Source organism: Streptomyces sp. PsTaAH-137 (assembly GCF_003259365.1).
GTDB lineage: Bacteria > Actinomycetota > Actinomycetes > Streptomycetales > Streptomycetaceae > Streptomyces.
Genome location: NZ_QLLY01000004.1, coordinates 364,531 through 387,102, shown reverse-complemented (window position 1 = coordinate 387,102; position 22,572 = coordinate 364,531). Strand labels below are relative to the sequence as shown.

General features: G+C 72.2%; 20 protein-coding genes. 14 read left to right on the top strand and 6 right to left on the bottom strand.

Annotation, left to right across the window (positions count from 1 at the left end; genetic code table 11):
* Window positions 1-2: 2 nt before the first annotated feature.
* The gene (paaN, locus tag K377_RS10810; protein WP_111663007.1) at window positions 3-1,703 is read right to left on the bottom strand and encodes a phenylacetic acid degradation protein PaaN; all 1,701 of its coding nucleotides are present in this window, start codon (window positions 1,701-1,703) and stop codon (window positions 3-5) included.
* A 207-nt stretch (window positions 1,704-1,910) separates the two neighbouring features.
* Between paaN and K377_RS10805 the strand changes: the two genes are divergently transcribed.
* Both K377_RS10805 and K377_RS10800 read left to right on the top strand, forming a co-directional pair.
* Window positions 1,911-3,428: a 3-hydroxyacyl-CoA dehydrogenase gene (locus K377_RS10805; protein WP_111663006.1), complete on the top strand. Its 1,518-nt coding sequence runs from the start codon at window positions 1,911-1,913 to the stop codon at window positions 3,426-3,428.
* Window positions 3,425-4,015, top strand: coding sequence for a TetR/AcrR family transcriptional regulator (locus tag K377_RS10800; protein ID WP_111663005.1), 591 nt, complete (start codon window positions 3,425-3,427; stop codon window positions 4,013-4,015). Before K377_RS10805 ends, K377_RS10800 begins: the two co-directional genes overlap by 4 nt.
* A gap of 7 nt (window positions 4,016-4,022) precedes the next feature.
* Here K377_RS10800 and K377_RS10795 read toward each other — a convergent pair whose 3' ends face one another.
* On the bottom strand, window positions 4,023-4,511 hold the full coding sequence (locus K377_RS10795) for an Lrp/AsnC family transcriptional regulator (protein WP_111663004.1): 489 nt from the start codon (window positions 4,509-4,511) through the stop codon (window positions 4,023-4,025).
* Window positions 4,512-4,684: 173 nt separating this feature from the next.
* Here K377_RS10795 and pdhA (K377_RS10790) point away from each other — a divergent pair, with 173 nt between their 5' ends.
* From pdhA (K377_RS10790) to K377_RS10760, 7 genes are all read left to right on the top strand, one after another.
* Window positions 4,685-5,824 carry a pyruvate dehydrogenase (acetyl-transferring) E1 component subunit alpha gene (gene pdhA, locus K377_RS10790; protein ID WP_111663003.1) on the top strand — a complete coding sequence of 380 codons (1,140 nt, stop codon included), beginning with the start codon at window positions 4,685-4,687 and terminating at the stop codon, window positions 5,822-5,824.
* Window positions 5,821-6,840: an alpha-ketoacid dehydrogenase subunit beta gene (locus K377_RS10785; protein ID WP_111663002.1), complete on the top strand. Its 1,020-nt coding sequence runs from the start codon at window positions 5,821-5,823 to the stop codon at window positions 6,838-6,840. Before pdhA (K377_RS10790) ends, K377_RS10785 begins: the two co-directional genes overlap by 4 nt.
* Before the next feature lie 53 nt (window positions 6,841-6,893).
* Entirely contained in the window at window positions 6,894-8,339 is a 1,446-nt protein-coding gene (locus tag K377_RS10780; protein ID WP_111663001.1) for a dihydrolipoamide acetyltransferase family protein, read from the top strand.
* Between the two features lie 79 nt (window positions 8,340-8,418).
* Window positions 8,419-9,339: an NTP transferase domain-containing protein gene (locus tag K377_RS10775; RefSeq protein ID WP_111663000.1), complete on the top strand. Its 921-nt coding sequence runs from the start codon at window positions 8,419-8,421 to the stop codon at window positions 9,337-9,339.
* Window positions 9,336-11,069: a molybdopterin-binding protein gene (locus K377_RS10770; protein WP_111662999.1), complete on the top strand. Its 1,734-nt coding sequence runs from the start codon at window positions 9,336-9,338 to the stop codon at window positions 11,067-11,069. Before K377_RS10775 ends, K377_RS10770 begins: the two co-directional genes overlap by 4 nt.
* An 88-nt stretch (window positions 11,070-11,157) precedes the next feature.
* Entirely contained in the window at window positions 11,158-12,249 is a 1,092-nt protein-coding gene (locus tag K377_RS10765) for a TrkA family potassium uptake protein (protein ID WP_111662998.1), read from the top strand.
* Between the two features lie 23 nt (window positions 12,250-12,272).
* Window positions 12,273-13,253 (top strand): NAD(P)H-quinone oxidoreductase, encoded by a 981-nt coding sequence (locus K377_RS10760; RefSeq protein ID WP_111662997.1) that lies wholly within the window; start codon window positions 12,273-12,275, stop codon window positions 13,251-13,253.
* On the opposite strand, the gene K377_RS10755 is transcribed toward K377_RS10760, so the two are convergent.
* Window positions 13,254-13,640 carry a hypothetical protein gene (locus K377_RS10755; protein WP_202454902.1) on the bottom strand — a complete coding sequence of 129 codons (387 nt, stop codon included), beginning with the start codon at window positions 13,638-13,640 and terminating at the stop codon, window positions 13,254-13,256.
* Between the two features lie 156 nt (window positions 13,641-13,796).
* Here K377_RS10755 and K377_RS10750 point away from each other — a divergent pair, with 156 nt between their 5' ends.
* Both K377_RS10750 and K377_RS10745 read left to right on the top strand, forming a co-directional pair.
* Window positions 13,797-14,342 carry a bacterial proteasome activator family protein gene (locus K377_RS10750; protein WP_111662996.1) on the top strand — a complete coding sequence of 182 codons (546 nt, stop codon included), beginning with the start codon at window positions 13,797-13,799 and terminating at the stop codon, window positions 14,340-14,342.
* Window positions 14,343-14,768: 426 nt separating this feature from the next.
* A complete protein-coding gene (locus K377_RS10745; RefSeq protein ID WP_375605918.1) occupies window positions 14,769-16,313 on the top strand; it encodes a protein kinase in 1,545 nt (514 codons plus the stop codon).
* A gap of 40 nt (window positions 16,314-16,353) precedes the next feature.
* Here the strand turns inward: K377_RS10745 and K377_RS10740 are convergent, their stop codons facing one another.
* Window positions 16,354-16,806 (bottom strand): pyridoxamine 5'-phosphate oxidase family protein, encoded by a 453-nt coding sequence (locus K377_RS10740; protein WP_111662994.1) that lies wholly within the window; start codon window positions 16,804-16,806, stop codon window positions 16,354-16,356.
* 119 nt (window positions 16,807-16,925) lie between these two features.
* Window positions 16,926-17,588, bottom strand: coding sequence for a response regulator transcription factor (locus tag K377_RS10735; protein WP_111662993.1), 663 nt, complete (start codon window positions 17,586-17,588; stop codon window positions 16,926-16,928).
* A 383-nt stretch (window positions 17,589-17,971) separates the two neighbouring features.
* Here K377_RS10735 and pdhA (K377_RS10730) point away from each other — a divergent pair, with 383 nt between their 5' ends.
* Genes pdhA (K377_RS10730) through K377_RS10720 form a run of 3 tightly spaced genes read left to right on the top strand, consistent with a single transcriptional unit; the run spans window position 17,972 to window position 21,487 of the window.
* Window positions 17,972-19,159 (top strand): pyruvate dehydrogenase (acetyl-transferring) E1 component subunit alpha, encoded by a 1,188-nt coding sequence (gene pdhA, locus K377_RS10730; RefSeq protein ID WP_111662992.1) that lies wholly within the window; start codon window positions 17,972-17,974, stop codon window positions 19,157-19,159.
* A 1-nt stretch (window position 19,160) separates the two neighbouring features.
* Entirely contained in the window at window positions 19,161-20,141 is a 981-nt protein-coding gene (locus tag K377_RS10725; RefSeq protein WP_111662991.1) for an alpha-ketoacid dehydrogenase subunit beta, read from the top strand.
* A 17-nt stretch (window positions 20,142-20,158) separates the two neighbouring features.
* Window positions 20,159-21,487: a dihydrolipoamide acetyltransferase family protein gene (locus K377_RS10720; RefSeq protein ID WP_111662990.1), complete on the top strand. Its 1,329-nt coding sequence runs from the start codon at window positions 20,159-20,161 to the stop codon at window positions 21,485-21,487.
* Between the two features lie 62 nt (window positions 21,488-21,549).
* Here the strand turns inward: K377_RS10720 and K377_RS10715 are convergent, their stop codons facing one another.
* Window positions 21,550-22,404, bottom strand: a complete 855-nt coding sequence (locus tag K377_RS10715) for a D-alanyl-D-alanine carboxypeptidase family protein (RefSeq protein WP_111662989.1) — start codon at window positions 22,402-22,404, stop codon at window positions 21,550-21,552.
* Between the last annotated feature and the right edge of the window lie 168 nt (window positions 22,405-22,572).

Below are 22,572 nucleotides of genomic sequence, written 5' to 3'. Positions count from 1 at the left end.
GCTCAGGCGCCGTCGCGCCTGACCTCCACCACCCGGAAGCGGTTCGCCACGAAGGCGCCGTCGCACAGGGCCGCGTTCGCCGCCGGGTTGCCGCCCGAGCCGTGGAAGTCGGAGAACGCCGCCGTCTGGTTCACGTACACCCCGCCCGTCAGGTTGAGCGAGAGCTGGGCGCACTCCTCCAGGCAGACCTCCTCGACGGCCTCGGCCACGTCGTCGGAGGTGGTGTACGCGCCGACCGTCATGGCGCCCTTCTCGCGCACCGTGCGGCGCAGCAGCTCCAGGCCGTCCCCGGTGGAGTCGACGGCGACGGCGAAGGAGACCGGGCCGAAGCACTCGCTCATGTAGGCCGCCTCGGCGTCGGGCTTGGTGCCGTCGAGCTTCACGATCACCGGGGTGCGCACCACGGCGTCGGGGAACTCCGCGTTCGCCACCTCCCGTGAGGGCAGGGCGACTTCACCGAGTCCGGGCGCCGCCTCCAGGCGGGCCTTCACGTCGGGGTTGACGAGCGCGCCCAGCAGCGCGGCCGCCCGCGCGTCGTCGCCGAGGAGGCCGGCGACCGCCGCCGCGAGGTCCGTGACCACCTCGTCGTACGACTTCGGGCCCGCGTCCGTGGTGATGCCGTCGCGCGGCACCAGCAGGTTCTGCGGGGTGGTGCACATCTGGCCGCTGTACAGGGACAGCGAGAACGCGAGGTTCGCCAGCATGCCCTTGTAGTCGTCCGTGCTGTCGATGACGACCGTGTTGACGCCCGCCTTCTCCGTGTAGACCTGCGCCTGGCGGGCGTGGGTCTCCAGCCAGTCGCCGAAGGCCGTCGAGCCCGTGTAGTCGACGATCCGGATCTCGGGGCGGACGGCGAGGGTCTTCGCGATGCCCTCGCCGGGGCGCTCGGCGGCGAGCGCCACCAGGTTCGGGTCGAAGCCCGCCTCGGCGAGCACCTCGCGGGCCACCCGGACGGTGAGCGCGAGCGGCAGCACCGCGCGCGGGTGGGGCTTCACCAGCACCGGGTTGCCGGTCGCGAGGGAGGCGAACAGGCCCGGATACCCGTTCCACGTCGGGAACGTGTTGCAGCCGATCAGCAGCGCGATGCCGCGCCCGACCGGGGTGAACTCCTTGGTCAGCAGCAGCGGATCGCGCTTGCCCTGGGGCTTGGACCACTGCGTCGCGTCCGGGGTGCGCACCTGCTCCGCGTACGCGTACGCCACCGCCTCCAGGCCGCGGTCCTGCGCGTGCGGGCCGCCCGCCTGGAACGCCATCATGAACGCCTGGCCGCTGGTGTGCATGACCGCGTGCGCGAACTCGTGGGTGCGGGCGCTGATCCGGGCCAGGATCTCCAGGCACACCACGGCCCGCAGCTCGGCGCCCGCCTCCCGCCACGCGCGCATTCCCGCGCGCATGGCGGGCAGCAGCACGTCCACGTCCGCGTGCGGATACGTGATGCCCAACTCGATTCCGTACGGAGAGACTTCACCGCCGACGAAATCGTCCGTGCCGGGCTGTCCGAGGTCGACGCGGGTGCCGAGCAGGGCGTCGAAGGCGGCCTTGCCCTCGGCCATGCTCAGGCTGCCGCCCTCGCTGCCGTACGCCTTCGGGTGCTCGGGGTGCGGGGACCAGTACGCGCGCGTGCGGATGGTCTCCAGCGCCTGGTCGAGAGTGGGCCGGTGCTGGGCGATCAGGTCGTGCGCGGTGCTTTCGGCGGCGGCCATGGCGGACCAACTCCTCCTCGGCTCCGGCTCCTCGTCGAGCCGGCTGGCCGGTTGGGACCGGGCGGTGCGGGGCTGGGCGACGGCGCCCAGCAAGAGTTAGAGTAACCGAACGATCGGTCGGGACAAGGGGGCGGGGAAAAGCTGTGGAAAACCCGTCCATCCGGCCCCGGGGAACCGGTCCGGACGTACGTACGGGAGGATCGCGCCATGACTGCACATGACCGCCTCGTCGGCGTGGTCGGCACCGGCACCATGGGTCAGGGCATCGCCCAGGTCGCGCTCACCGCGGGCCATCCCGTCCGGCTGTACGACGCCGTACCGGGCCGGGCCCGGGCGGCCGCCGAGTCGATCACCGCGCGCCTGGACCGGCTCGTCGAGAAGGGGCGCATGGGCGCGGAGGAGCGCGACGTGGCCGTCGCGCGCCTGGAGCCCGCGCAGACCCTCCACGAGCTGGCCCCCGCGGCCCTCGTCGTCGAGGCCGTCCTGGAGCAACTGGACGTCAAGCAGGAGCTGTTGCGCGAGCTGGAGGAGATCGTCGACGACGACTGCCTGCTCGCCACGAACACGTCGTCCCTGTCCGTGACGGCGATCGGCGGCGCGCTGCGCGTCCCCGGCCGCTTCGTCGGACTGCACTTCTTCAACCCGGCGCCGCTGCTGCCGCTCGTGGAGGTCGTCTCCGGCCACTCCACGGACGTCACCGCGGCCACGCGCGCGTACGAGACCGCCCGCGCCTGGGGCAAGACCCCGGTGGCCTGCGCCGACACCCCCGGCTTCCTGGTCAACAGGATCGCGCGGCCCTTCTACGCGGAGGCGTTCGCGGTCTACGAGGAGCAGGGCGCCGACCCCGCCACCATCGACGCGGTGCTGCGCGAGAGCGGCGGCTTCAAGATGGGCGCCTTCGAGCTGACGGACCTCATCGGCCAGGACGTGAACGAGGCGGTCACCCGTTCCGTGTGGGAGGGCTTCTTCCAGGACGCGAGGTTCCGTCCGTCCCTGGCCCAGCGCCGGCTCGTCGAGGCGGGACGCCTCGGGGTCAAGTCGGGCCAGGGCTGGTACGCGTACGGGGACGACGCCCGGGGCGACGACCGGGCCGAGCCGCACACCGCCGCCCCGGCCGCCCCGCCCGCGCGCGTGACCGTCGAGGGCGACCTGGAGAACGCGGGCGAGCTGATCGCCATGATGCGCGAGGCGGGCATCGAGGTCACCCAGGAGGAAGAGGACAAGGGCACCCGCATCGTGCTGCCCGGCGGCGGCCAGCTGGTGCAGGCGGACGGGCAGACGTCCATCGAGTTCCGGGACGTCGTCTACTTCGACCTCGCCCTCGACTACCGCTCCGCCACCCGCATCGCGCTCGCCGCCTGCCAGGACGGCAACCCGCGCACCCTGCGCGAGGCCGTGGGGCTCTTCCAGGCGCTCGGCAAGGAAGTGAGCGTCATCGGGGACGTCCCCGGCATGATCGTCGCCCGTACGGTCGCCCGGATCATCGACCTCGCGCACGACGCACTCGCGCGCGGGGTGGCCACCGAGGAGGACATCGACACCGCGATGCGGCTCGGCGTCAACTACCCCCTCGGCCCCTTCGAATGGAGCCGCAAGCTGGGCCGGAACTGGGCCTGCGGCCTGCTGGAGGAGCTGCGCGACCGGGACCCCTCAGGGCGCTGCGCACCCTCCCTCGCCCTGCTCAGGCACTCGTACGACCCCAAGAAGTGGGAGGGCTCCGCGTGACCACCGCACGGCGTGACACCTACACCCCGCAGTCCCTGCTCGCGGTCGCCGTGACCGTCTTCAACGAGCGCGGCTACGACGGCACGTCCATGGAGCACCTCTCCAAGGCGGCCGGCATCTCCAAGTCGTCGATCTACCACCACGTGACGGGCAAGGAGGAGCTGCTGCGCCGTGCCGTCACCAGGGCGCTCGACGGGCTCTTCGGGATCCTCGACGAGCCGCCCGCGCGCGAGGGGCGGGCGGTCGAGCGCCTGGAGTACGTCACCCGGCGCATGGTCGAGGTGCTGACCGGCGAACTGCCCTACGTCACCCTGCTGCTGCGGGTCCGCGGGAACACCGCCACCGAGCGCTGGGCGATGGAGCGGCGCAGGGAGTTCGACCACCAGGTCGCCGCGCTGCTCAAGGCGGCCGCCGCCGACGGCGACGTACGGGGCGACATCGAGGTGCGGCTCGCGACCCGGCTCGTCTTCGGAATGATCAACTCCATCGTGGAGTGGTACCGGCCCGGCCGCGGCGAGCTGGACAGCGCCGAGGTGGCCGAGGCCGTGGCGAAACTGGTCTTCGAAGGGCTGCGCAAAGAGGGCTGAGCAGCGCTCAGGCGTCCGCGGCCCCCGAATCGAGGGTCTCCTCCTCGAAGACCAGCAGCGTGCGGGTGCTGAGCACCTCGGGGATGGCCTGGAGCTTGGTGAGGACCAGTTCGCGCAGGGCGCGGTTGTCGCGGGTGTGCACCAGGATCAGGACGTCGAAGTCGCCGCTGACCAGGGCGATGTGCGCGGCCTCCGGCATCAGGCGCAGCTGGTCGCGGACCGTGCGCCAGGTGTTCTGGACGATCTTGAGCGTGATGTACGCCGATGCGCCCTGCCCGGCCCGCTCGTGGTCGACGCGGGCGCCGAAGCCGCGGATGACCCCGTCGTCGATGAGGCGGTTGATCCGCGCGTAGGCGTTCGCCCGTGACACATGGACGCGCTCGGCCACGGAGCGTATCGAGGCGCGGCCGTCGGTCCGGAGCATCTGGAGGATGTCGCGGTCGATGGAGTCCAGGGGCCGGGCCCCGGAGCCGTCGGCCATTTGTTCAGATGCCATGTGCCCCCGCCTCCTTACCATGGACGTACTGCATTCATCTCAGGCTGTGGAGAACCGTTTGTCCACAGCCTGGAGGGGCCTGTAGCCAAAATGTGCCGACGACCGAACAATCGGTAGGTGAGGCGGGTCACACCCGACGCGCTCTCGAACCGCTCCCACGAGGAGGTGTCGTCATGACGGTCATGGAACAGCGGGACTCCCGCACCACCCCCGTTCCGCCGCCCGCCTGGCAGCCCCGCACGGACCCCGCGCCGCTGCTGCCGGACGCGGAGCCGTACCGGGTCCTGGGCACCGACGCCGCCGCGCAGGCCGATCCGGCGCTGCTGCGCCGGTTGTACGCCGAGGTGGTGCACGGCCGCCGGTACAACGCGCAGGCGACCGCGCTGACCCGCCAGGGCCGCCTGGCCGTCTACCCGTCGACGACCGGCCAGGAGGCCGCCGAGGTGGCCGCCGCGCTGGTCCTCCAGGAGCGCGACTGGCTCTTCCCCAGCTACCGCGACACCCTCGCCGCCGTCGCCCGGGGCCTCGACCCCGTCCAGGCGCTCACGCTGCTGCGCGGCGACTGGCACACCGGATACGACCCGCGTGAGCACCGCATCGCACCGCTGTCGACACCGCTGGCCACCCAGCTGCCGCACGCCGTGGGCCTCGCGCACGCCGCCCGGCTCAAGGGCGACGACGTGGTGGCGCTCGCCATGGTGGGCGACGGCGGCACCAGTGAGGGCGACTTCCACGAGGCGCTGAACTTCGCCGCCGTGTGGCAGGCCCCGGTCGTCTTCCTCGTCCAGAACAACGGGTTCGCCATCTCCGTGCCGCTCGCCAAGCAGACCGCGGCGCCCACCCTGGCCCACAAGGCCGTCGGGTACGGGATGCCGGGCCGCCTGGTCGACGGGAACGACGCGGTGGCGATGCACGAGGTGCTTTCCGAAGCGGTCGCCCGCGCGCGTGAGGGGCACGGTCCGACGCTGGTGGAGGCCGTCACGTACCGCATGGACGCGCACACCAACGCCGACGACGCGACGCGCTACCGCACCGACGCCGAGGTCGAGACCTGGCGGGCGCACGACCCGATCCTCCTCCTGGAGCGCGAGCTGACCGAGCGCGGGCTCATCGACGACGCGGGCATCCAGGCCGTGCGCGACGACGCGGAGACCATGGCGGCCGGGCTGCGCGAGCGGATGAACCAGGACCCGGCGCTCGACCCGATGGACCTGTTCGGCGACGTGTACGCCGAGCGCACCCCGCAACTGCGGGAGCAGGCCGACCAGTTGCGGGCCGAGCTGGACGCCGAGGCGGAAGGGGACCAGGCATGACCACGGTCGCGAAGCCGCCGGCGGCCGGGTCGGCCAAGCCCGCCACCATGGCGCAGGCGCTGGGCCGCGCCCTGCGGGACGCCATGGCCGAGGACCCGTCCGTGCACGTCATGGGCGAGGACGTGGGCACCCTGGGCGGTGTCTTCCGGATCACCGACGGGCTCGCCAAGGAGTTCGGCGAGGACCGCTGCACCGACACCCCGCTGGCCGAGGCGGGCATCCTCGGCACCGCCGTCGGCATGGCGATGTACGGGCTGCGGCCGGTCGTGGAGATGCAGTTCGACGCGTTCGCGTACCCCGCGTTCGAGCAGCTGGTGTCGCACGTCGCGCGGATGCGCAACCGCACGCGCGGCGCCCTGCCGATGCCCCTGACCGTGCGGATCCCCTACGGCGGCGGCATCGGTGGCGTCGAGCACCACAGCGACTCCTCCGAGGCGTACTACATGGCGACGCCGGGCCTGACCGTCGTCACCCCGGCCACGGTCGCGGACGCGTACGGCCTGCTGCGGCAGTCGATCGCCTCGGACGACCCCGTGGTGTTCCTGGAGCCCAAGCGGCTCTACTGGAGCAAGGACACCTGGAACCCCGAGCGGCCGGCGGACGTTGAACCGATCGGGACGGCAGTTGTCCGCCGCCCCGGGACCGGTGCCACGCTGATCACGTACGGACCGTCGCTGCCCGTCTGCCTGGAGGCGGCCGAGGCGGCCCAGGCGGAGGGCTGGGACCTCGAAGTGATCGACCTGCGCTCGCTGGTGCCGTTCGACGACGCGACGGTGGCCGCGTCCGTGAGACGCACCGGGCGCGCGGTCGTGGTGCACGAGTCGGGGGGCTTCGGCGGCCCCGGCGGGGAGATCGCCGCCCGCGTCAGTGAGCGGTGCTTCCATTACCTTCAGGCGCCGGTGCTGCGGGTGGCCGGGTTCGACATCCCGTACCCGCCGCCGATGCTGGAGCGGCACCACCTGCCCGGTGTGGACCGGGTGCTCGACGCGGTGGCGCGACTGCAGTGGGACCAGTGAACATGGGACCCGTGACAGGGCCGGCGAGGGGTCCGGTGAGGGACGGTGGGCTGATGGCGCAGGTGCTGGAGTTCAAGCTGCCCGACCTCGGGGAGGGACTCACCGAGGCGACGATCGTGAGCTGGCTGGTGCGCGTCGGTGACGTGGTCGCCGTCGACCAGCCGGTCGTGGAGGTGGAGACCGCCAAGGCGATGGTCGAGGTGCCGTGTCCCTACGGGGGCGTGGTCACGGCCCGCTTCGGCGACGAGGGGGCCGAGCTGCCGGTCGGGGCCGCGCTGTTGACGGTCGCGGTCGGCGCCGAGGGCTCCGAGGATGCCGCCGCGCCGGTGCAGCCGGTGAAGGAAGCCGCGGCCCAGGAGAAGCCGGACGCTTCGGGGAACGTGCTGGTGGGATACGGGACCAGCGCCGCGCCCGCCCGCCGCAGGCGCGTGCGGCCCACGGCGGCGACCGGGGCCGGGGTGCCCGACCGGCGTGAGCCCCGGCGTGCCGAGTCCGCCGCCGTACCGACCGCCGTGTCCGGCGCGTCCACCACGGAGACGGTCGCGGAGACGTTCGCGGCGCGGCCCACCGGACCGGTCGCCGTGATCTCGCCGCTCGTGCGCAGACTGGCGCGGGAACACGGCCTCGATCTGCGGCAGTTGACCGGCTCGGGGCGCGACGGGCTCATCCTGCGCTCCGACGTCGAGCGGGCGGTGACGGAGCGTTCCGCCGCACCGCTGGTCACATCCGTCCCGGCGGGACCGGCAGTCCCGGCAGCCCCGGCAGCATCAGAGCCCTCGGCGACCCCGAACGCCCCGCAGGGCCACCGCACCCCGTTGCGCGGCATACGGGGCACGATCGCCGACAAGCTGTCCCGCAGCCGTACCGAGATACCCGACGCCACCTGCTGGGTGGACGCCGACGCCACGGAACTGCTGCACGCGCGCGCGGCGATGAACGCCGCGACCGGTCCGTCCGCCGGGCCGAAGATCTCCGTCCTGGCGCTCCTCGCCCGGATCTGCACGGCAGCCCTGGCCCGCTACCCGGAGCTGAACGCCACGGTGGACACGGCCCGCCGCGAGATCGTCCGGCTCGACGAGGTGCACCTCGGGTTCGCGGCGCAGACCGAGCGCGGCCTCGTCGTCCCCGTCGTACGGGACGCCCACACGCGCGGCGCCGAGTCGCTGAGCGCCGAGTTCGCGCGGCTCACCGACAAGGCCAGGACCGGGACCCTGACACCCGGGGAACTCACCGGCGGCACCTTCACGCTGAACAACTACGGGGTGTTCGGGGTCGACGGCTCCACGCCGATCATCAACCACCCCGAGGCGGCCATGCTCGGCGTCGGCCGGATCGCCGCCAAACCCTGGGTGCACGCAGGGGAACTGGCGGTCCGCCAGGTCGTCCAGCTCTCCCTCACCTTCGACCACCGGGTCTGCGACGGCGGCACGGCGGGCGGTTTCCTGCGGTACGTGGCGGACTGCGTGGAACAGCCGGCGGTGCTGCTGCGCACGCTCTGACCGGCCCGGCGTCGTCGGGGGGCGCCGCGTCGGTGTCCCCCGGGGTGGCAATGATCGGTTCTGCGCCCATACTCGGGGGATGACCGAAGCCGCCACGCCCGACCGGCGCACCGAACCCGCGTACGACGCCGTCGTCCTCGCGGGCGGTGCCGCGCGTCGGCTCGGCGGCGCCGACAAGCCCGGGGTGCGGGTCGGCGGCCGCGCCCTGCTCGACCGGGTCCTCGCCGCCTGCGCCGGGGCCCGGGACACCGTCGTCGTGGCCGCGCCCAGGCCGACCGCGCGCCCGGTCCGCTGGGCCCGCGAGGAGCCGCCGGGCGGTGGGCCGCTCGCCGCTCTGGGGGCGGGAGTTCGGGCCCTCGCAAGCACCGCGCAGACCGGTCCTGACACGGTCGTCGCGCTCTCCGCCGACCTGCCGTTCCTGGAGCCGCGCACCGTCCGGCTGCTGCTCGACACGCTCGCCGCGCAGGACGCCGAAGCGGCGCTGCTGACCGACGCGGACGGCCGGGACCAGCCGCTGGTGGCCGCCTATCGGGTGGCGCCGCTGCGCCGGACGCTGGACGCCCTGACGCGGGAGCACGGGGCGCTCACCGGGCTGCCGTTACGGCTGCTCACCAGGGATCTGCGGCTCGCCCGACGCACCGATCCCGTCGACCCCGCCGCCTCCTTCGACTGCGACACCTGGGACGACATCGCCGCCGCCCGATCACGGATCAGGGAGCATGGTCACGTGTTGGATGAATGGATCTCCGCAGCCAAGGACGAACTGGGTATCGACCTGGACGTCGACACCGGCGTCCTGCTCGATCTCGCCCGTGACGCCGCGCACGGGGTCGCGCGCCCCGCGGCACCGCTGACGACGTTCCTCGTCGGGTACGCGGCCGGGCGGGCGGGCGGCGGCCCCGAAGCCGTGGCCGCGGCCGCCGCCAAGGCCGCCGCGCTCGCCAACCGGTGGGCCGAGGAGGCCGCCGCGGCGGACGCCGAGTCCGGCGACGCGGGATGAGCGGGCCGCACGCGCGGGCCGCTCACGCCGACCCGCTGGACGGCGACGTCGAAGAGGCGCTCGCGCTGGCCAACGGCGGCCGGAGCGGGCCCCGGCCCGACGACGCCCCGGCTCCAACGGCTCCCGCCTCGCCGCAGACGCAGAGCTCGGCCCCCGCCCGTCCGGACCGCGACCGGCAGCCGGCCCCGCCCGGCGCCCGCCCGGCCCCGGACGCCCCGCACACCGCACCCGGCGCCCACGCCCACGGCTCCGGTGAGGGAACGTCATGGTCGGCCGCCCGCCGCGCCGCCGCCCAGGCCGGCCGGTCCGCGGCCCAGCACCGGGCCCGTACCCCGCAGGCCCCCCACCCCCGTACGACAGAGGCCCGCGCGGCGGAACCCCGGGTCCAGCCCGCGATGCCGGCCAGCGCCGTCGACGCGCTCGACGCCATCGCGCCCGTCCCCGTGGACGAGAACCAACTGCCGCTCCCCGGGCTCCCGTTCACCGACCACACCCCGCCGCCGCGGCCCGCCGCCGACAAGCAGGCCGACAAACAGGGCGAGGACGCCGAGGGCGCCGAGGACCCGAGCGAGCCCGCGCGGGTCCCGTCCGGCGCATCCCGCGTCCCGCTCGGCGAGGCCCTGGGTCTCGTCCTCGCCGCGCCCCTCACCGCCCTGACCGACCTGCCGTCCTTCGACACGTCCGCCATGGACGGCTGGGTCGTGGCCGGGCCGGGCCCCTGGGACGTCCGGGCCAAGGGGATCCTCGCCGGGCACGAGCCGCCGCCCGAGCTGTCCGACGGCGAGGCGGCGGCGATCGCGACCGGCGCCCGGATCCCGCCGGACACCACCGCCGTCATCCGCTCCGAGCACGGACACCTGGACGACCAGGGACGGCTGCACCCGCTGCGCGACGTCACGCACGGGCAGGACATCCGGCCGCGCGGCCAGGAGTGCCGCAGCGGTGAACTGCTGCTGCCCACGGGCGCGGTCGTCACCCCGGCGGTCCTCGGGCTGGCCGCCGCCGCGGGCTACGACGAGCTGACCGTCGTACCCCGCCCCCGGGTCGAGGTGCTCGTCCTGGGCGACGAGCTGCTGACCTCGGGGCGGCCCCGCGACGGCCTCATCCGGGACGCGCTCGGACCGATGCTGCCGCACTGGCTGCGCGCGCTCGGCGTCGAGGTCACGGCCGTGCGCAGGCTCGGCGACGACGCGAAGGCGCTGCTCAAGGCGGTACGGAAGTCCACCGCCGACCTGATCGTCACGACCGGCGGCACCGCGTCGGGCCCCGTCGACCACGTCCACCCCACCCTGCGCGCCGTCGACGCCGAACTCCTCGTGAACGGGGTCGCGGTCCGCCCCGGACACCCGATGCTGCTCGCCCGTCTCAAGGAGGGCCGGCACCTCGTCGGCCTGCCCGGCAACCCCCTCGCCGCCGTCTCCGGGCTGCTCACCCTCGCCGAACCGCTGCTGCGGGAGCTGTCCGGCCGGGCCGGGCACACGGAGCCGTACAGCGCCCCGCTCCACACCTCCGTCCACGGGCACCCGGGCGACACCCGGCTCGTCCCCGTCGTCGTACGGCAGGACGAGGGCAGCGGACACGACTGGGCGGTGCCGCTGCGCTACAACGGCCCGGCCATGCTGCGCGGCATCGCCGCCGCCGACGCCCTCGCGGTGATCCCGCCGGGCGGCGCCAAGGAGGGCCAGGAGGTCGAGATCCTCGACCTGCCGTGGTCCTGGGGGTCACGATGACCGCCGAACCCCGCCCCGCCACCTCACACATATCCGGGCCCCGCGCCAGCAGGGCCCTCAACTCGCGCGCAGAAGAAGGGTGTTTCACGTGAAACTGGCCGGCCATGACGCCATGGCGCGCCAAGCCGACGAGCGTACGACGACCTACCGGGTGAAACTGCCCCGGCGGGTCGTCGAGCGGCCGCTGCGTCAGGTCGCCCGCCGGGTCCTGATGGCGCTGACCGTGCTGCTGGCCACCGCGATGATCGTGTGGGCCGACCGCAGCGGCTACAACGACACGTCCGACGGCACGGTCGACCTTCTCGACTCCTTCTACTACGCGACCGTCACCCTCTCCACCACCGGCTACGGCGACATCGTGCCGGTCAGTGACTTCGCCCGTCTCATCAACATCTTCGTCATCACGCCGCTGCGCGTGCTCTTCCTGATCATCTTGGTCGGCACCACGCTCGAGGTCCTCACCGAACGGACCCGCGAGGAATGGCGTCTGAACCGCTGGAGGTCCACCTTGCGTGACCACGTCGTCGTCGTCGGCTTCGGAACCAAGGGCCGCAGCGCCGTGGAAACGGTCTGCGCCACCGGTCTCAAGCCCGAGCAGGTCGTGGTCGTCGACCCCAGCGGCAAGGCCATCGAGGCCGCCACCGCCCTCGGCTACGCGGGAGTCACGGGCGACGCGACCCGCAGCAGTGTGCTGCTCCGGGCCGAGGTGCAGCGGGCGCGGAAGATCATCGTCGCCACGCAGCGCGACGACACCGCCGTCCTGGTGACGCTGACGGCACGGCAGCTGAACCGCGCCGCGAAGATCGTCGCGTGTGTGCGCGAGGAGGAGAACGCGCCGCTGCTGCGCCAGTCGGGCGCCGACGCCGTCATCACCAGCGCCAGCGCGGCGGGCCGCCTGCTCGGCCTGTCGGTGCTCAGCCCGCACGCGGGCATGGTCATGGAGGACCTGATCCAGAAGGGCAGCGGCCTCGACCTGGTCGAGCGGACGGTGACCAAGCCCGAGGTCGGGCTGAAGCCTCGGGACACCGACGACCTGGTGGTCAGCGTCGTCCGCGGGCACCGGATGCTCGGCTACGACGATCCGGCGGTCGGCACGCTCCAGCTCACCGACCGGCTGATCACCATCGCGCGGGTCACGCCGACCCGGCAGGTGGTGCCCGACACGAAGCCGCTGCCGTAACGGACGGGAGTAGCCTCGCGGCCATGTATGCGATCACGATCCCGGAACCCGGCGGACCCGAGGCGCTCGTGTGGGCGGAGGTCCCCGACCCCGTGCCCGGCGAGGGGGAGGTCCTCGTCGAGGTCGTCTCCAGCGCCGTCAACCGCGCCGATCTGCTCCAGCGGCAGGGCTTCTACAACCCGCCGCCCGGCTCGTCCCCGTACCCCGGTCTGGAGTGCGCGGGGCGGATCGCCGCGCTCGGTCCCGGGGTCGGCGGCTGGTCGGTCGGCGACGAGGTGTGCGCGCTGCTCGTCGGCGGCGGTTACGCCGAGAAGGTCGTCGTCCCCGCCGGTCAGCTGCTGCCGGTGCCCCGCGGCATCGACCTCGTCACGGCCGCCGCGCTGCCCGAGGTGACCTGCACCGTCTGGTCGAACGTCTTCATGATCGCCCACCTGCGCCCGGGGGAGACCTTCCTGGTGCACGGCGGGTCCAGCGGCATCGGCACCATGGCGATCCAGCTGGCCAAGGCCGTCGGCGCCAAGGTCGCGGTGACCGCGGGCACCAAGGAGAAGCTGGACTTCTGCGCCGAGCTGGGCGCGGACATCCTCATCAACTACCGCGAGCAGGACTTCGTCGAGGAGATCCGCGAGAACACCGCGGGCGCGGGCGCGGACGTCATCCTCGACAACATGGGCGCCAAGTACCTGAACCGCAACGTCGACGCCCTCGCCGTCAACGGCCGGCTCGCCATCATCGGCATGCAGGGCGGCGTCAAGGGCGAGCTGAACATCGCCACGCTGCTGGGCAAGCGCGGTGCCATCACGGCGACCACGCTGCGGGCCCGCCCGCTCGCGGAGAAGGCGGCGGTCGTCGCGGCGGTGCGCGAGCACGTGTGGCCGCTGATCGAGGGCGGGCACGTACGGCCGATCGTGGACCGCAGCCTGCCCATGAGCGACGCGGCGCAGGGCCACCGGGTCCTGGAGGAGTCGGGCCACATCGGCAAGGTGCTGCTGAGGAACGCGTAGTCAGCGGCGCAGCCGCAGCGCCAGGAAGCCGAGCCCGAGCCCGGTCAGCAGCAGGCCCGCGCCCAGCGGCAGCACGTTGACGAGCGGTCCGCCGAGGCCCCGCCGGACCAGGGACTGGCGGGCGGCGGAGGGCCGCTCGGTGTCGCGCGGCGCGGGCGTCGCGGCCGGTTCCGAGGGCGGCGGCGCCTCGGTCTCGGACTTCTCCGGCGCGGGCAGCTCACGGCCGGGCGGGGTGCGGCCCACCCCCGCCCGGCTGCCGGCGAGGGATTCGTGCGGCGAGGGCTCGGCGGCGTACGCGCCGGAGCCCGGGAGCACGGCGCCCCCCAGGAACAGCGGCAGCGCGAGCAGCACGGCCAGCGCGCCCACCGCCCACCGAAGCCGCCCCATGCCCCTGCCCCTTCCGTCGATCACCCGATGTCTGTGCCAAGCCTCACATGGCTGGATAAAACGGGCACGCCGGATTTGAGGTCCGGCGGAACGGTGGATCAACCGGTAACGGGGGCACCACGGTCATGTGAGTGCTCGGTGCGAGAGAATGGCGGCATGGAGATGCCGAGGAACGAACAGTCGCCGGAGAACCCGCAGATCTTGGTCGTGGGCCAGGACGGAATGGCTCTGGGTGGCGGCTCAGACGACGGCTCCCGCGAGGTCCCGGTGACGGAGATGGTGGAACAGCCCGCCAAGGTGATGCGGATCGGCAGCATGATCAAGCAGCTGCTCGAAGAGGTGCGCGTGGCTCCGCTGGACGAGGCGAGCCGGCAGCGGCTCAAGGAGATCCACGCCAGCTCCGTCAAGGAACTGGAGGACGGCCTCGCGCCCGAGCTCGTCGAGGAACTGGAGCGGCTCTCCCTGCCCTTCACGGACGACGCGACGCCGACCGACGCGGAGCTGAGGATCGCGCAGGCCCAGTTGGTGGGCTGGCTGGAGGGCCTGTTCCACGGCATCCAGACCACGCTGTTCGCCCAGCAGATGGCGGCGCGGGCCCAGCTGGAGCAGATGCGCCGTGCGCTGCCGCCGGGCGTCGGTGGCGGTGACGACGAGGGCGAGGACCCCCGTACGGGCGGCCGCTCGGGCGGCCCGTACCTGTAGGGCGCGGCAAAAGGGCGCATCAATACGTGTAGAGCGCATCAGAACGGGAGACGGGTCCGGCCCGCGCGAGCAGCGCGGGCCGGACCCGTCTCGTGTGCGGTCGCCGCCCGAGTGAGCTTCGCCACCGGGCGCCGGGGCGGGATGCCCGTTACGTGACCGTTATGCGGGCAGTGGTCAGCGGAGCGGCACAGAATTGGCGCGCACGATTTGCATGGCCTGCACGCCAACGGGTTTGATGTCCGGTCCGTCTCGGGCCGGGGCGGTGTCCGGAGCCTGTAGCGTGGCCGCGACGGAGACCGTAATTCACAACCGCGCGTACTCCGACGGGATACAGGAATCCGGCAGCGCGCACAGAAACGACGGCGAGGACCGATGGCACAGGCAGGCGCTCAGGGCCCGTCCGACCCCGAGTCGACTGGCGGCGGTATGTCAGACGCGCCGGAGATGTGGGGCAACGGCGGGCTCGTCGGGGACGGCCGGTACCGGCTGACCCGCAGACTCGGCCGGGGCGGCATGGCCGAGGTGTTCGCGGCCGAGGACGTACGCCTCGGGCGCACCGTCGCCGTCAAGCTGCTCCGCGCCGACCTCGCCGAGGACCCGGTCTCCAAGGCCCGCTTCACGCGCGAGGCCCAGTCGGTCGCCGGCCTGAACCACCACGCGGTCGTCGCGGTCTACGACTCCGGTGAGGACCACGTGAACGGCTCGACCGTTCCGTACATCGTCATGGAGATCGTCGAGGGCCGCACCATCCGCGACCTCCTGCTCAACGCCGAGGCGCCGGGCCCCGAGCAGGCCCTGATCATCGTCTCCGGGGTCCTGGAAGCGCTCGCGTACTCGCACCAGCACGGCATCGTGCACCGTGACATCAAGCCCGCGAACGTCATCATCACCAACACCGGCGCGGTGAAGGTGATGGACTTCGGCATCGCGCGCGCCCTGCACGGCGCTCAGTCGACCATGACGCAGACCGGCATGGTCATGGGCACGCCCCAGTACCTCTCCCCCGAGCAGGCGCTCGGCAAGGCCGTCGACCACCGCTCGGACCTCTACGCGACGGGCTGCCTGCTCTACGAACTGCTCGCGCTGCGGCCCCCGTTCACCGGTGAGACGCCGCTGTCCGTCGTCTACCAGCACGTCCAGGACTCCCCCGTGCCGCCCTCCGAGGTCTCGGACGCGGTGCCGCCGGAGCTGGACGGCCTCGTCATGCGCTCGCTCGCCAAGGACCCGGACGACCGGTTCCAGACGGCCGAGGAGATGCGCGGGCTCGTCCAGTACGGGCTCCAGATGCTGTACGAGCAGGGCGGCCACACCGGCACCTGGAACACCGGTCCTGTCGGCCTGCACGAGGGCGGCGGCACCCCGGCGATGGGCGTCGCGGCCACCACGGTCATGCAGCCCGGTGACAGCGGTACGGCCGCCCAGCCGATGCTGCGTCCGCCGGGCGACGACGGCGGCTTCGAGGGCGGCGGGAACAAGGGCGGCGGCCGCGGCAAGCTGTGGATCGTGGCCGTGCTCGCGGTGATCGCGATCGCGGTCGGCGTCGCCTGGGCGGTCAGCAACAGCGGTGGCGAGAAGGGCGGCGGGACGAAGGAGTCGTCGACGCCGACCCAGTCCGAGACGAAGAAGTCCAAGGAGCCCTCGGACGAGGCGACCACCGAGGACACGGACACGGGCGACACCGGCGACTACACCAACCAGCCCCCGCCGGAGCAGACGACGCAGTCGACGCCCACCCGCCAGCCGACCAGCGAGGCGCCGTCGGACACGGGCTCGCCCACGGACGGCACGGACGGCGGTCAGAACACGGGCGGCGGCGGCACCGACGGCGGCACGGACGGCGGCACCGACGGAGGTACGGACGGCGGCACCGACGCCGGTACCTCGGACGGCGGCACCGACGCCGGGACGACCGACGGCAGCACGGCGGGCAACGGCGGCGCGACGCCGACCCCGCCCACGGCCACTCCCTGATCAGGGGCGCCGACCGGGGCCTGCCCGCCGCAGGTCCCGGTCAGGGCCGGCGTACCCGCACCGCAGGCGGCTCGACCGCGGCGGACCCGCCCCGCAGCTCGTGCACCGTCATGAACTGCGGGGTGACGCACAGATAGACCGGTTCGTAGATCTCGTCGTCCGCGTAGTGCGGGGCGGATCCGAAGAGTTCGAGCTCGGCCGTGCTGGGCTCGATCAGCTCGCAGGTGCCGACGCACTGCACCGACCACTGGCCCGGCTCACCCGGCCGCTCGGTGCCGAGGTTGTCCGCGCCGTACGCGACGACGCTGCCGACGCACGCCTGGTGGTAGCCGTAACCCCGGTGCATGCGCAGCAGCAGGCGGCCGTCGGCCACGACGTGGCGGGCGGCGGCGAGGAAGGGCAGGGCACGCATGCTGGTGGCGACTCTCCCGTACGGCACTCGGGAGAGAAGCTCGAAGCCGCGGTCCAGGTCCGGCTGCGTCTCGGAGGGCATGTCACCACTGTGCGATGCCGACAGCGCGCCGGAAAAGAGGAGCCCGCCCCGACCACGAGGGACCTACGTCCCGTGTGGGCGGGCATCCGGGTGAGCCGACGGTCACGGAGCGAACGCGCTCAGTGCTGCTTCTCGGCCTGCATACGGGCGACGTACGCGGCCGCCTGGGAGCGGCGCTCCATGCCGAGCTTCGACAGCAGGCTGGAGACATAGTTCTTGATCGTTTTCTCGGCGAGATGGAGGCGCTCGCCGATCGCGCGGTTGGTCATGCCCTCGCCGATCAGGTCGAGGATCTTCCGCTCCTGCTCGGTGAGGCCGGCCAGCCGGTCGTCCTCCTTGCTGCGGCCGCCGTCCCGCAGCCGCTCCAGGACCCGGGCGGTGGCCACGGGGTCGAGCAGCGACTTCCCGGCGGCGACGTCCCGTACGGCCGTCAGCAGCTCATTGCCGCGGATGGCCTTCAGGACATAGCCCGAGGCACCGGCCATGATCGCGTCGAAAAGGGCCTCGTCGTCCGCGAACGACGTCAGCATCAGGCACTTGATCGACTCGTCCTGGGAGCGGATCTCCCGGCACACCTCGACCCCGCTGCCGTCCGGCAGCCGCACGTCCAGGACGGCGACGTCGGGCCGGGTGGCGGGGATGCGCACCAGGGCGTCGGCCGCGGTGCCGGCCTCGCCGACGACCTCGATGTCGTCCTCGACCGACAGCAGCTCATGGACTCCCCTGCGGACCACTTCATGGTCGTCGAGGAGAAATACCTTGATTTTTCCGTCTTCGCGCACGGAGTCAGTCTCACATACGAACTCGCGCCGCGCCCTAGATGACCAAGGGGTGACCGGGATAACGTGCCGGTGTTCCGGCCCCCTGCCACGCTGTTACCAGGTGCCGTCGCACAGCTGTTGACCTGCGGCGCTCCGTCCGAGGTGCGATTACTAGGAAATCCAATCAACCACTTACTTGGAAATCCAAGCAAAATCGCAGGTCAGATGGGGTTTCGCAGATGTGTGACCCACTGGGTAACGTGCGGGGTGAAGGGTGCTTGCCGGAGCACTTGTCGCGCCTGTCTCCGACAACCTCGCACCCACCCCGTGCGTGGACGGATCAGGCGAGCCGAGCCGACTGGCCATCCGGCAATCCCGGGGGCCGGACCGACCGAGGAGCACACGTGACCGTTGACAGTGCTGCCAGCACTGGCGCAGCGCGCACCCCGCGCAAGCGGACTGCCGCGAGCAAGACTGCGAAGAAGTCCCCCGGGAGGACCGCAGCCGCCAAGGGGAAGTCGGACCTGGTCCAGCTCCTGACCCCCGAGGGCGAGCGGGTCAAGAGCACCGAGTACGACACGTACGTCGCCGACATCACCGACGACGCGCTGCGCGGCCTGTACCGCGACATGGTGATGGCCCGCCGCTTCGACGCGGAGGCCGTCACGCTCCAGCGCCAGGGCGAGCTGGGCCTGTGGCCCTCGCTGCTCGGCCAGGAGGCCGCCCAGGTCGGCTCCGCGCGCGCCACCCGCGACGACGACTACGTCTTCCCGACCTACCGCGAGCACGGCGTCGCCTGGTGCCGCGGGGTCGAGCCGGAGAACCTGCTCGGGATGTTCCGCGGCGTGAACAACGGCGGCTGGGACCCGAACACCAACAACTTCCACCTGTACACGATCGTCATCGGCTCGCAGACGCTGCACGCCACCGGCTACGCCATGGGCATCGCCAAGGACGGCGCGGACTCGGCCGTGATCGCGTACTTCGGCGACGGCGCCAGCAGCCAGGGCGATGTCGCGGAGTCCTTCACGTTCTCCGCCGTGTACAACGCCCCGGTCGTGTTCTTCTGCCAGAACAACCAGTGGGCGATCTCCGAGCCGACCGAGAAGCAGACCCGGGTGCCGCTCTACCAGCGCGCGCAGGGCTTCGGCTTCCCGGGCGTCCGCGTCGACGGCAACGACGTCCTGGCCTGCCTCGCCGTGACCCGGTGGGCGCTGGAGCGGGCGCGCGCCGGTGAGGGCCCGACGCTGGTCGAGGCGTTCACGTACCGGATGGGCGCGCACACCACCTCCGACGACCCGACGAAGTACCGGGCCGACGAGGAGCGCGTCGCGTGGGAGGCGAAGGACCCGATCCTGCGGCTGCGCGCGTACCTGGAGAACCACACCGACACCGGCGCGGAGTTCTTCACGGACCTGGAGACCGAGAGCGAGACGCTCGGCCGGCGGGTGCGCGAGGCCGTGCGCGGCATGCAGGACCCGGACCGGATGGCGATGTTCGAGCACGGGTACGCGGACGGGCACGCGCTCGTCGACGAGGAGCGCGCGCAGTTCGCCGCCTACCAGGCGTCGTTCGCGGAGGAGGGTGCCTGAGATGGCCGTACAGAAGCTCCCGATCGCCAAGGCGATCAACGAATCCCTGCGCACGGCGCTGGAGACCGACCCGAAGGTCCTCGTCATGGGCGAGGACGTCGGCAAGCTCGGCGGTGTCTTCCGGGTCACCGACGGGCTGCAGAAGGACTTCGGCGAGGACCGGGTCATCGACACCCCGCTCGCCGAGTCGGGCATCGTCGGCACCGCGATCGGCATGGCGCTGCGCGGCTACCGGCCGGTGGTGGAGATCCAGTTCGACGGGTTCGTCTTCCCCGCCTACGACCAGATCGTCACGCAGCTCGCGAAGATGCACGCCCGCGCCCTCGGCAAGGTCAAGGTGCCGGTCGTCGTGCGCATCCCGTACGGCGGCGGCATCGGCGCGGTCGAGCACCACAGCGAGTCGCCCGAGGCGCTGTTCGCGCACGTGGCGGGCCTGAAGGTGGTCACGCCGTCGAACGCGTCGGACGCGTACTGGATGCTCCAGCAGGCCATCCAGAGCGACGACCCGGTGATCTTCTTCGAGCCCAAGCGCCGCTACTGGGACAAGGGCGAGGTCGACACCGAGGCCGTCCCGGCCGATCTGCACAAGGCCGTCGTCGCCCGCGAGGGCACCGACCTGACGCTCGTCGCCTACGGGCCGATGGTGAAGGTCTGCCTGGAGGCCGCCACGGTCGCCGCCGAGGAAGGCACGTCCATCGAGGTCCTCGACCTGCGCTCCATCTCGCCGCTGGACTTCGACGCCGTGCAGAAGTCGGTGGAGAAGACGCGGCACCTGGTGGTCGTGCACGAGGCGCCCGTGTTCCTCGGCTCCGGCGCGGAGATCGCCGCCCGGATCACCGAGCGGTGCTTCTACCACCTGGAGGCGCCCGTGCTGCGGGTCGGCGGGTACCACGCGCCGTATCCGCCGGCGCGCCTGGAGGAGGAGTACCTGCCGGGCCTCGACCGGGTGCTCGACGCCGTCGACCGCTCGCTGGCGTACTGAGGGAGAGGTCGAACGTCATGGTGCGCGAGTTCAAGATGCCCGATGTGGGCGAGGGTCTGACCGAGGCCGAGATCCTCAAGTGGTACGTACAGCCCGGTGACACGGTCACCGACGGGCAGGTCGTGTGCGAGGTGGAGACGGCCAAGGCGGCCGTCGAGCTGCCGATCCCGTTCGACGGGGTCGTCGGCGAGCTGAAGTTCCCCGAGGGCACGACCGTCGACGTCGGACAGGTCATCATCTCGGTGCGGACGGCCGGGGAGGAGCCCGTCGCCGAGGCCCCTGTCCAGGAGACGGTCGAGGAGCCCGTCGCGGAGGAGGCGAGCGGGCGGCAGCCGGTGCTCGTCGGCTACGGCGTCGCCGAGTCCTCCACCAAGCGGCGCGCCCGCAAGGACCCCGCGGCCGCCAACGGCACCGCCGCGGCCGTCCTCACCGAGCAGCGGCCGCTGGCGAAGCCGCCGGTGCGCAAGCTGGCCAAGGACCTCGGGGTCGACCTGGCCACCGTGATCCCCGCGAACCCGGACGGGATCATCACGCGGGAGGACGTGCACGCGGCGGTGGCCCCGCCCGCGCCCGCCGCGCCCGAGGCCCCGGTGCGGGCCCCGGCTCCGGCGCCCGCCGCGGCGCCCGTGGCCTCGTACGACTCCGTGCGCGAGACCCGGATCCCGGTCAAGGGGGTCCGCAAGGCGACCGCGCAGGCGATGGTGGCCTCGAAGTTCACCGCGCCGCACGTCACCGAGTTCGTGACGGTCGACGTGACGCGCACGATGAAGCTCGTCGAGGAGCTGAAGTCCGACAAGGACATGGCGGGGCTGCGGGTCAACCCGCTGCTGCTCATCTCCAAGGCGCTGCTCGTCGCCATCCGGCGCAACCCGGAGGTGAACGCGTCCTGGGACGAGGCGGCCCAGGAGATCGTCCAGAAGCACTACGTGAATCTGGGCATCGCCGCCGCCACGCCCCGCGGGCTCATCGTCCCGAACATCAAGGACGCCCAGGCCAAGACGCTGCCCGAACTGGCGTCCGCGCTGGGCGAGCTGGTGGCCACCGCGCGCGAGGGGAAGACCTCGCCGGGTGCCATGCAGGGTGGCACCGTCACCATCACCAACGTCGGTGTCTTCGGCATCGACACCGGGACGCCCATCCTGAACCCGGGTGAGTCGGCGATCCTCGCCGTCGGGGCGATCAAGCTCCAGCCCTGGGTGCACAAGGGCAGGATCAAGCCGCGGCACGTGATGACGCTGGCTCTCTCCTTCGACCACCGCCTGGTCGACGGGGAGCTGGGGTCCAAGGTGCTCGCGGACGTGGCGGCCGTCCTCGAACGGCCCAAGCGTCTGCTGACCTGGTCCTAGAGCCGTACGACAGAAGGGGCACCCCGTGTGACGGGGCGCCCCTTCCTCGTGCCGCGCGGAACCTACTTCTTGAAGCCGTAGTCCATCAGCTTCTTGGCGTCCGACGTGCGGGCCGAGACGGAGGTCGACTTCAGGACCGTGCCGATCACCGTCTTGCTGCCGCGGGTCGCCGCGAACACCAGGCAGTAGCCCGCCTCCGGGCCGGAGCCGGTCTTCACGCCGATGGCGCCCGAGTACGAGCCCAGCAGGGTGTTCGTGTTGGTCCACGACATGTAGCGGTAGCCACCGGACTTCGTGGTGACCTTCTGCTTCGTCGACTTGGTCTTCACGACCGAACGGAACGTCGAGCTCTTCATGGCGCTGCTCGCGATCTTGGTGAGATCGCGCGGCGTCGAGTAGTTCGAGCCGTTGCCGATGCCGTCGAACGAGTCGAAGTGGGTGTTCTTCAGGTTCAGCTTCTTCGCCTCGGAGTTCATCTTGCCGATGAACGACTTCACGCGCGCCGAGCGGGTCGAGCCCGAGCCGAACTTGTCCGCGAGGGCGTACGCCGCGTCACAGCCCGAGGGGAGCATCAGCCCGTAGAGCAGCTGGCGGACGGTGACCTTGTCGCCGACGATCAGGCGGGCCGACGAGGCGCCCTTCGACACTATGTAGTCGCTGTACGCCTTCTGGACCGTGACCTTGCTGTCCAGGTTCAGGTTCGACTGGGCCAGCACCACCTTCGCGGTCATGATCTTCGTGGTGGAGCCGGTGGACAGCCGGGTGTCCGCGGACTTGGTGAACAGGGACGAACCCGTTCCGTTGTTCATCACGTAGCCGCCCTTGGCGGCGATGGACGGCTTGGCCGGTGCGGCGGCCTGGGCGGAGGTGGTCAGCACTCCGCTGGAGAGCAGGGCTCCCGAGACGAGAACAGCCATGCCCGTTATGCGTCTATTCAACTTGTACGCTCCAAATGCCCCTGGGAGGCGGCCCGTTGGGATAGGGCGCCCGCACTGAAGAGACGAATGAGGCGGGAGAAGGGTTGCACGGTTCCGTGCGACTTCCTGTGTCCCGCATGGTGGACGGCGGCCGACTTGCGTACGTGT

What these genes read in the sequence shown, in the direction of transcription:
- paaN (WP_111663007.1), bottom strand. Translation starts at nt 1,703, where the DNA reads ATGGCCGCCGCCGAAAGCACCGCGCACGACCTGATCGCCCAGCACCGG.
- K377_RS10805 (WP_111663006.1), top strand. Translation starts at nt 1,911, where the DNA reads ATGACTGCACATGACCGCCTCGTCGGCGTGGTCGGCACCGGCACCATG.
- K377_RS10795 (WP_111663004.1), bottom strand. Translation starts at nt 4,511, where the DNA reads ATGGCATCTGAACAAATGGCCGACGGCTCCGGGGCCCGGCCCCTGGAC.
- pdhA (WP_111663003.1), top strand. Translation starts at nt 4,685, where the DNA reads ATGACGGTCATGGAACAGCGGGACTCCCGCACCACCCCCGTTCCGCCG.
- K377_RS10785 (WP_111663002.1), top strand. Translation starts at nt 5,821, where the DNA reads ATGACCACGGTCGCGAAGCCGCCGGCGGCCGGGTCGGCCAAGCCCGCC.
- K377_RS10780 (WP_111663001.1), top strand. Translation starts at nt 6,894, where the DNA reads ATGGCGCAGGTGCTGGAGTTCAAGCTGCCCGACCTCGGGGAGGGACTC.
- K377_RS10775 (WP_111663000.1), top strand. Translation starts at nt 8,419, where the DNA reads ATGACCGAAGCCGCCACGCCCGACCGGCGCACCGAACCCGCGTACGAC.
- K377_RS10770 (WP_111662999.1), top strand. Translation starts at nt 9,336, where the DNA reads ATGAGCGGGCCGCACGCGCGGGCCGCTCACGCCGACCCGCTGGACGGC.
- K377_RS10760 (WP_111662997.1), top strand. Translation starts at nt 12,273, where the DNA reads ATGTATGCGATCACGATCCCGGAACCCGGCGGACCCGAGGCGCTCGTG.
- K377_RS10755 (WP_202454902.1), bottom strand. Translation starts at nt 13,640, where the DNA reads ATGGGGCGGCTTCGGTGGGCGGTGGGCGCGCTGGCCGTGCTGCTCGCG.
- K377_RS10750 (WP_111662996.1), top strand. Translation starts at nt 13,797, where the DNA reads ATGGAGATGCCGAGGAACGAACAGTCGCCGGAGAACCCGCAGATCTTG.
- K377_RS10745 (WP_375605918.1), top strand. Translation starts at nt 14,769, where the DNA reads ATGTCAGACGCGCCGGAGATGTGGGGCAACGGCGGGCTCGTCGGGGAC.
- K377_RS10740 (WP_111662994.1), bottom strand. Translation starts at nt 16,806, where the DNA reads ATGCCCTCCGAGACGCAGCCGGACCTGGACCGCGGCTTCGAGCTTCTC.
- K377_RS10725 (WP_111662991.1), top strand. Translation starts at nt 19,161, where the DNA reads ATGGCCGTACAGAAGCTCCCGATCGCCAAGGCGATCAACGAATCCCTG.
- K377_RS10720 (WP_111662990.1), top strand. Translation starts at nt 20,159, where the DNA reads ATGGTGCGCGAGTTCAAGATGCCCGATGTGGGCGAGGGTCTGACCGAG.
- K377_RS10715 (WP_111662989.1), bottom strand. Translation starts at nt 22,404, where the DNA reads ATGGCTGTTCTCGTCTCGGGAGCCCTGCTCTCCAGCGGAGTGCTGACC.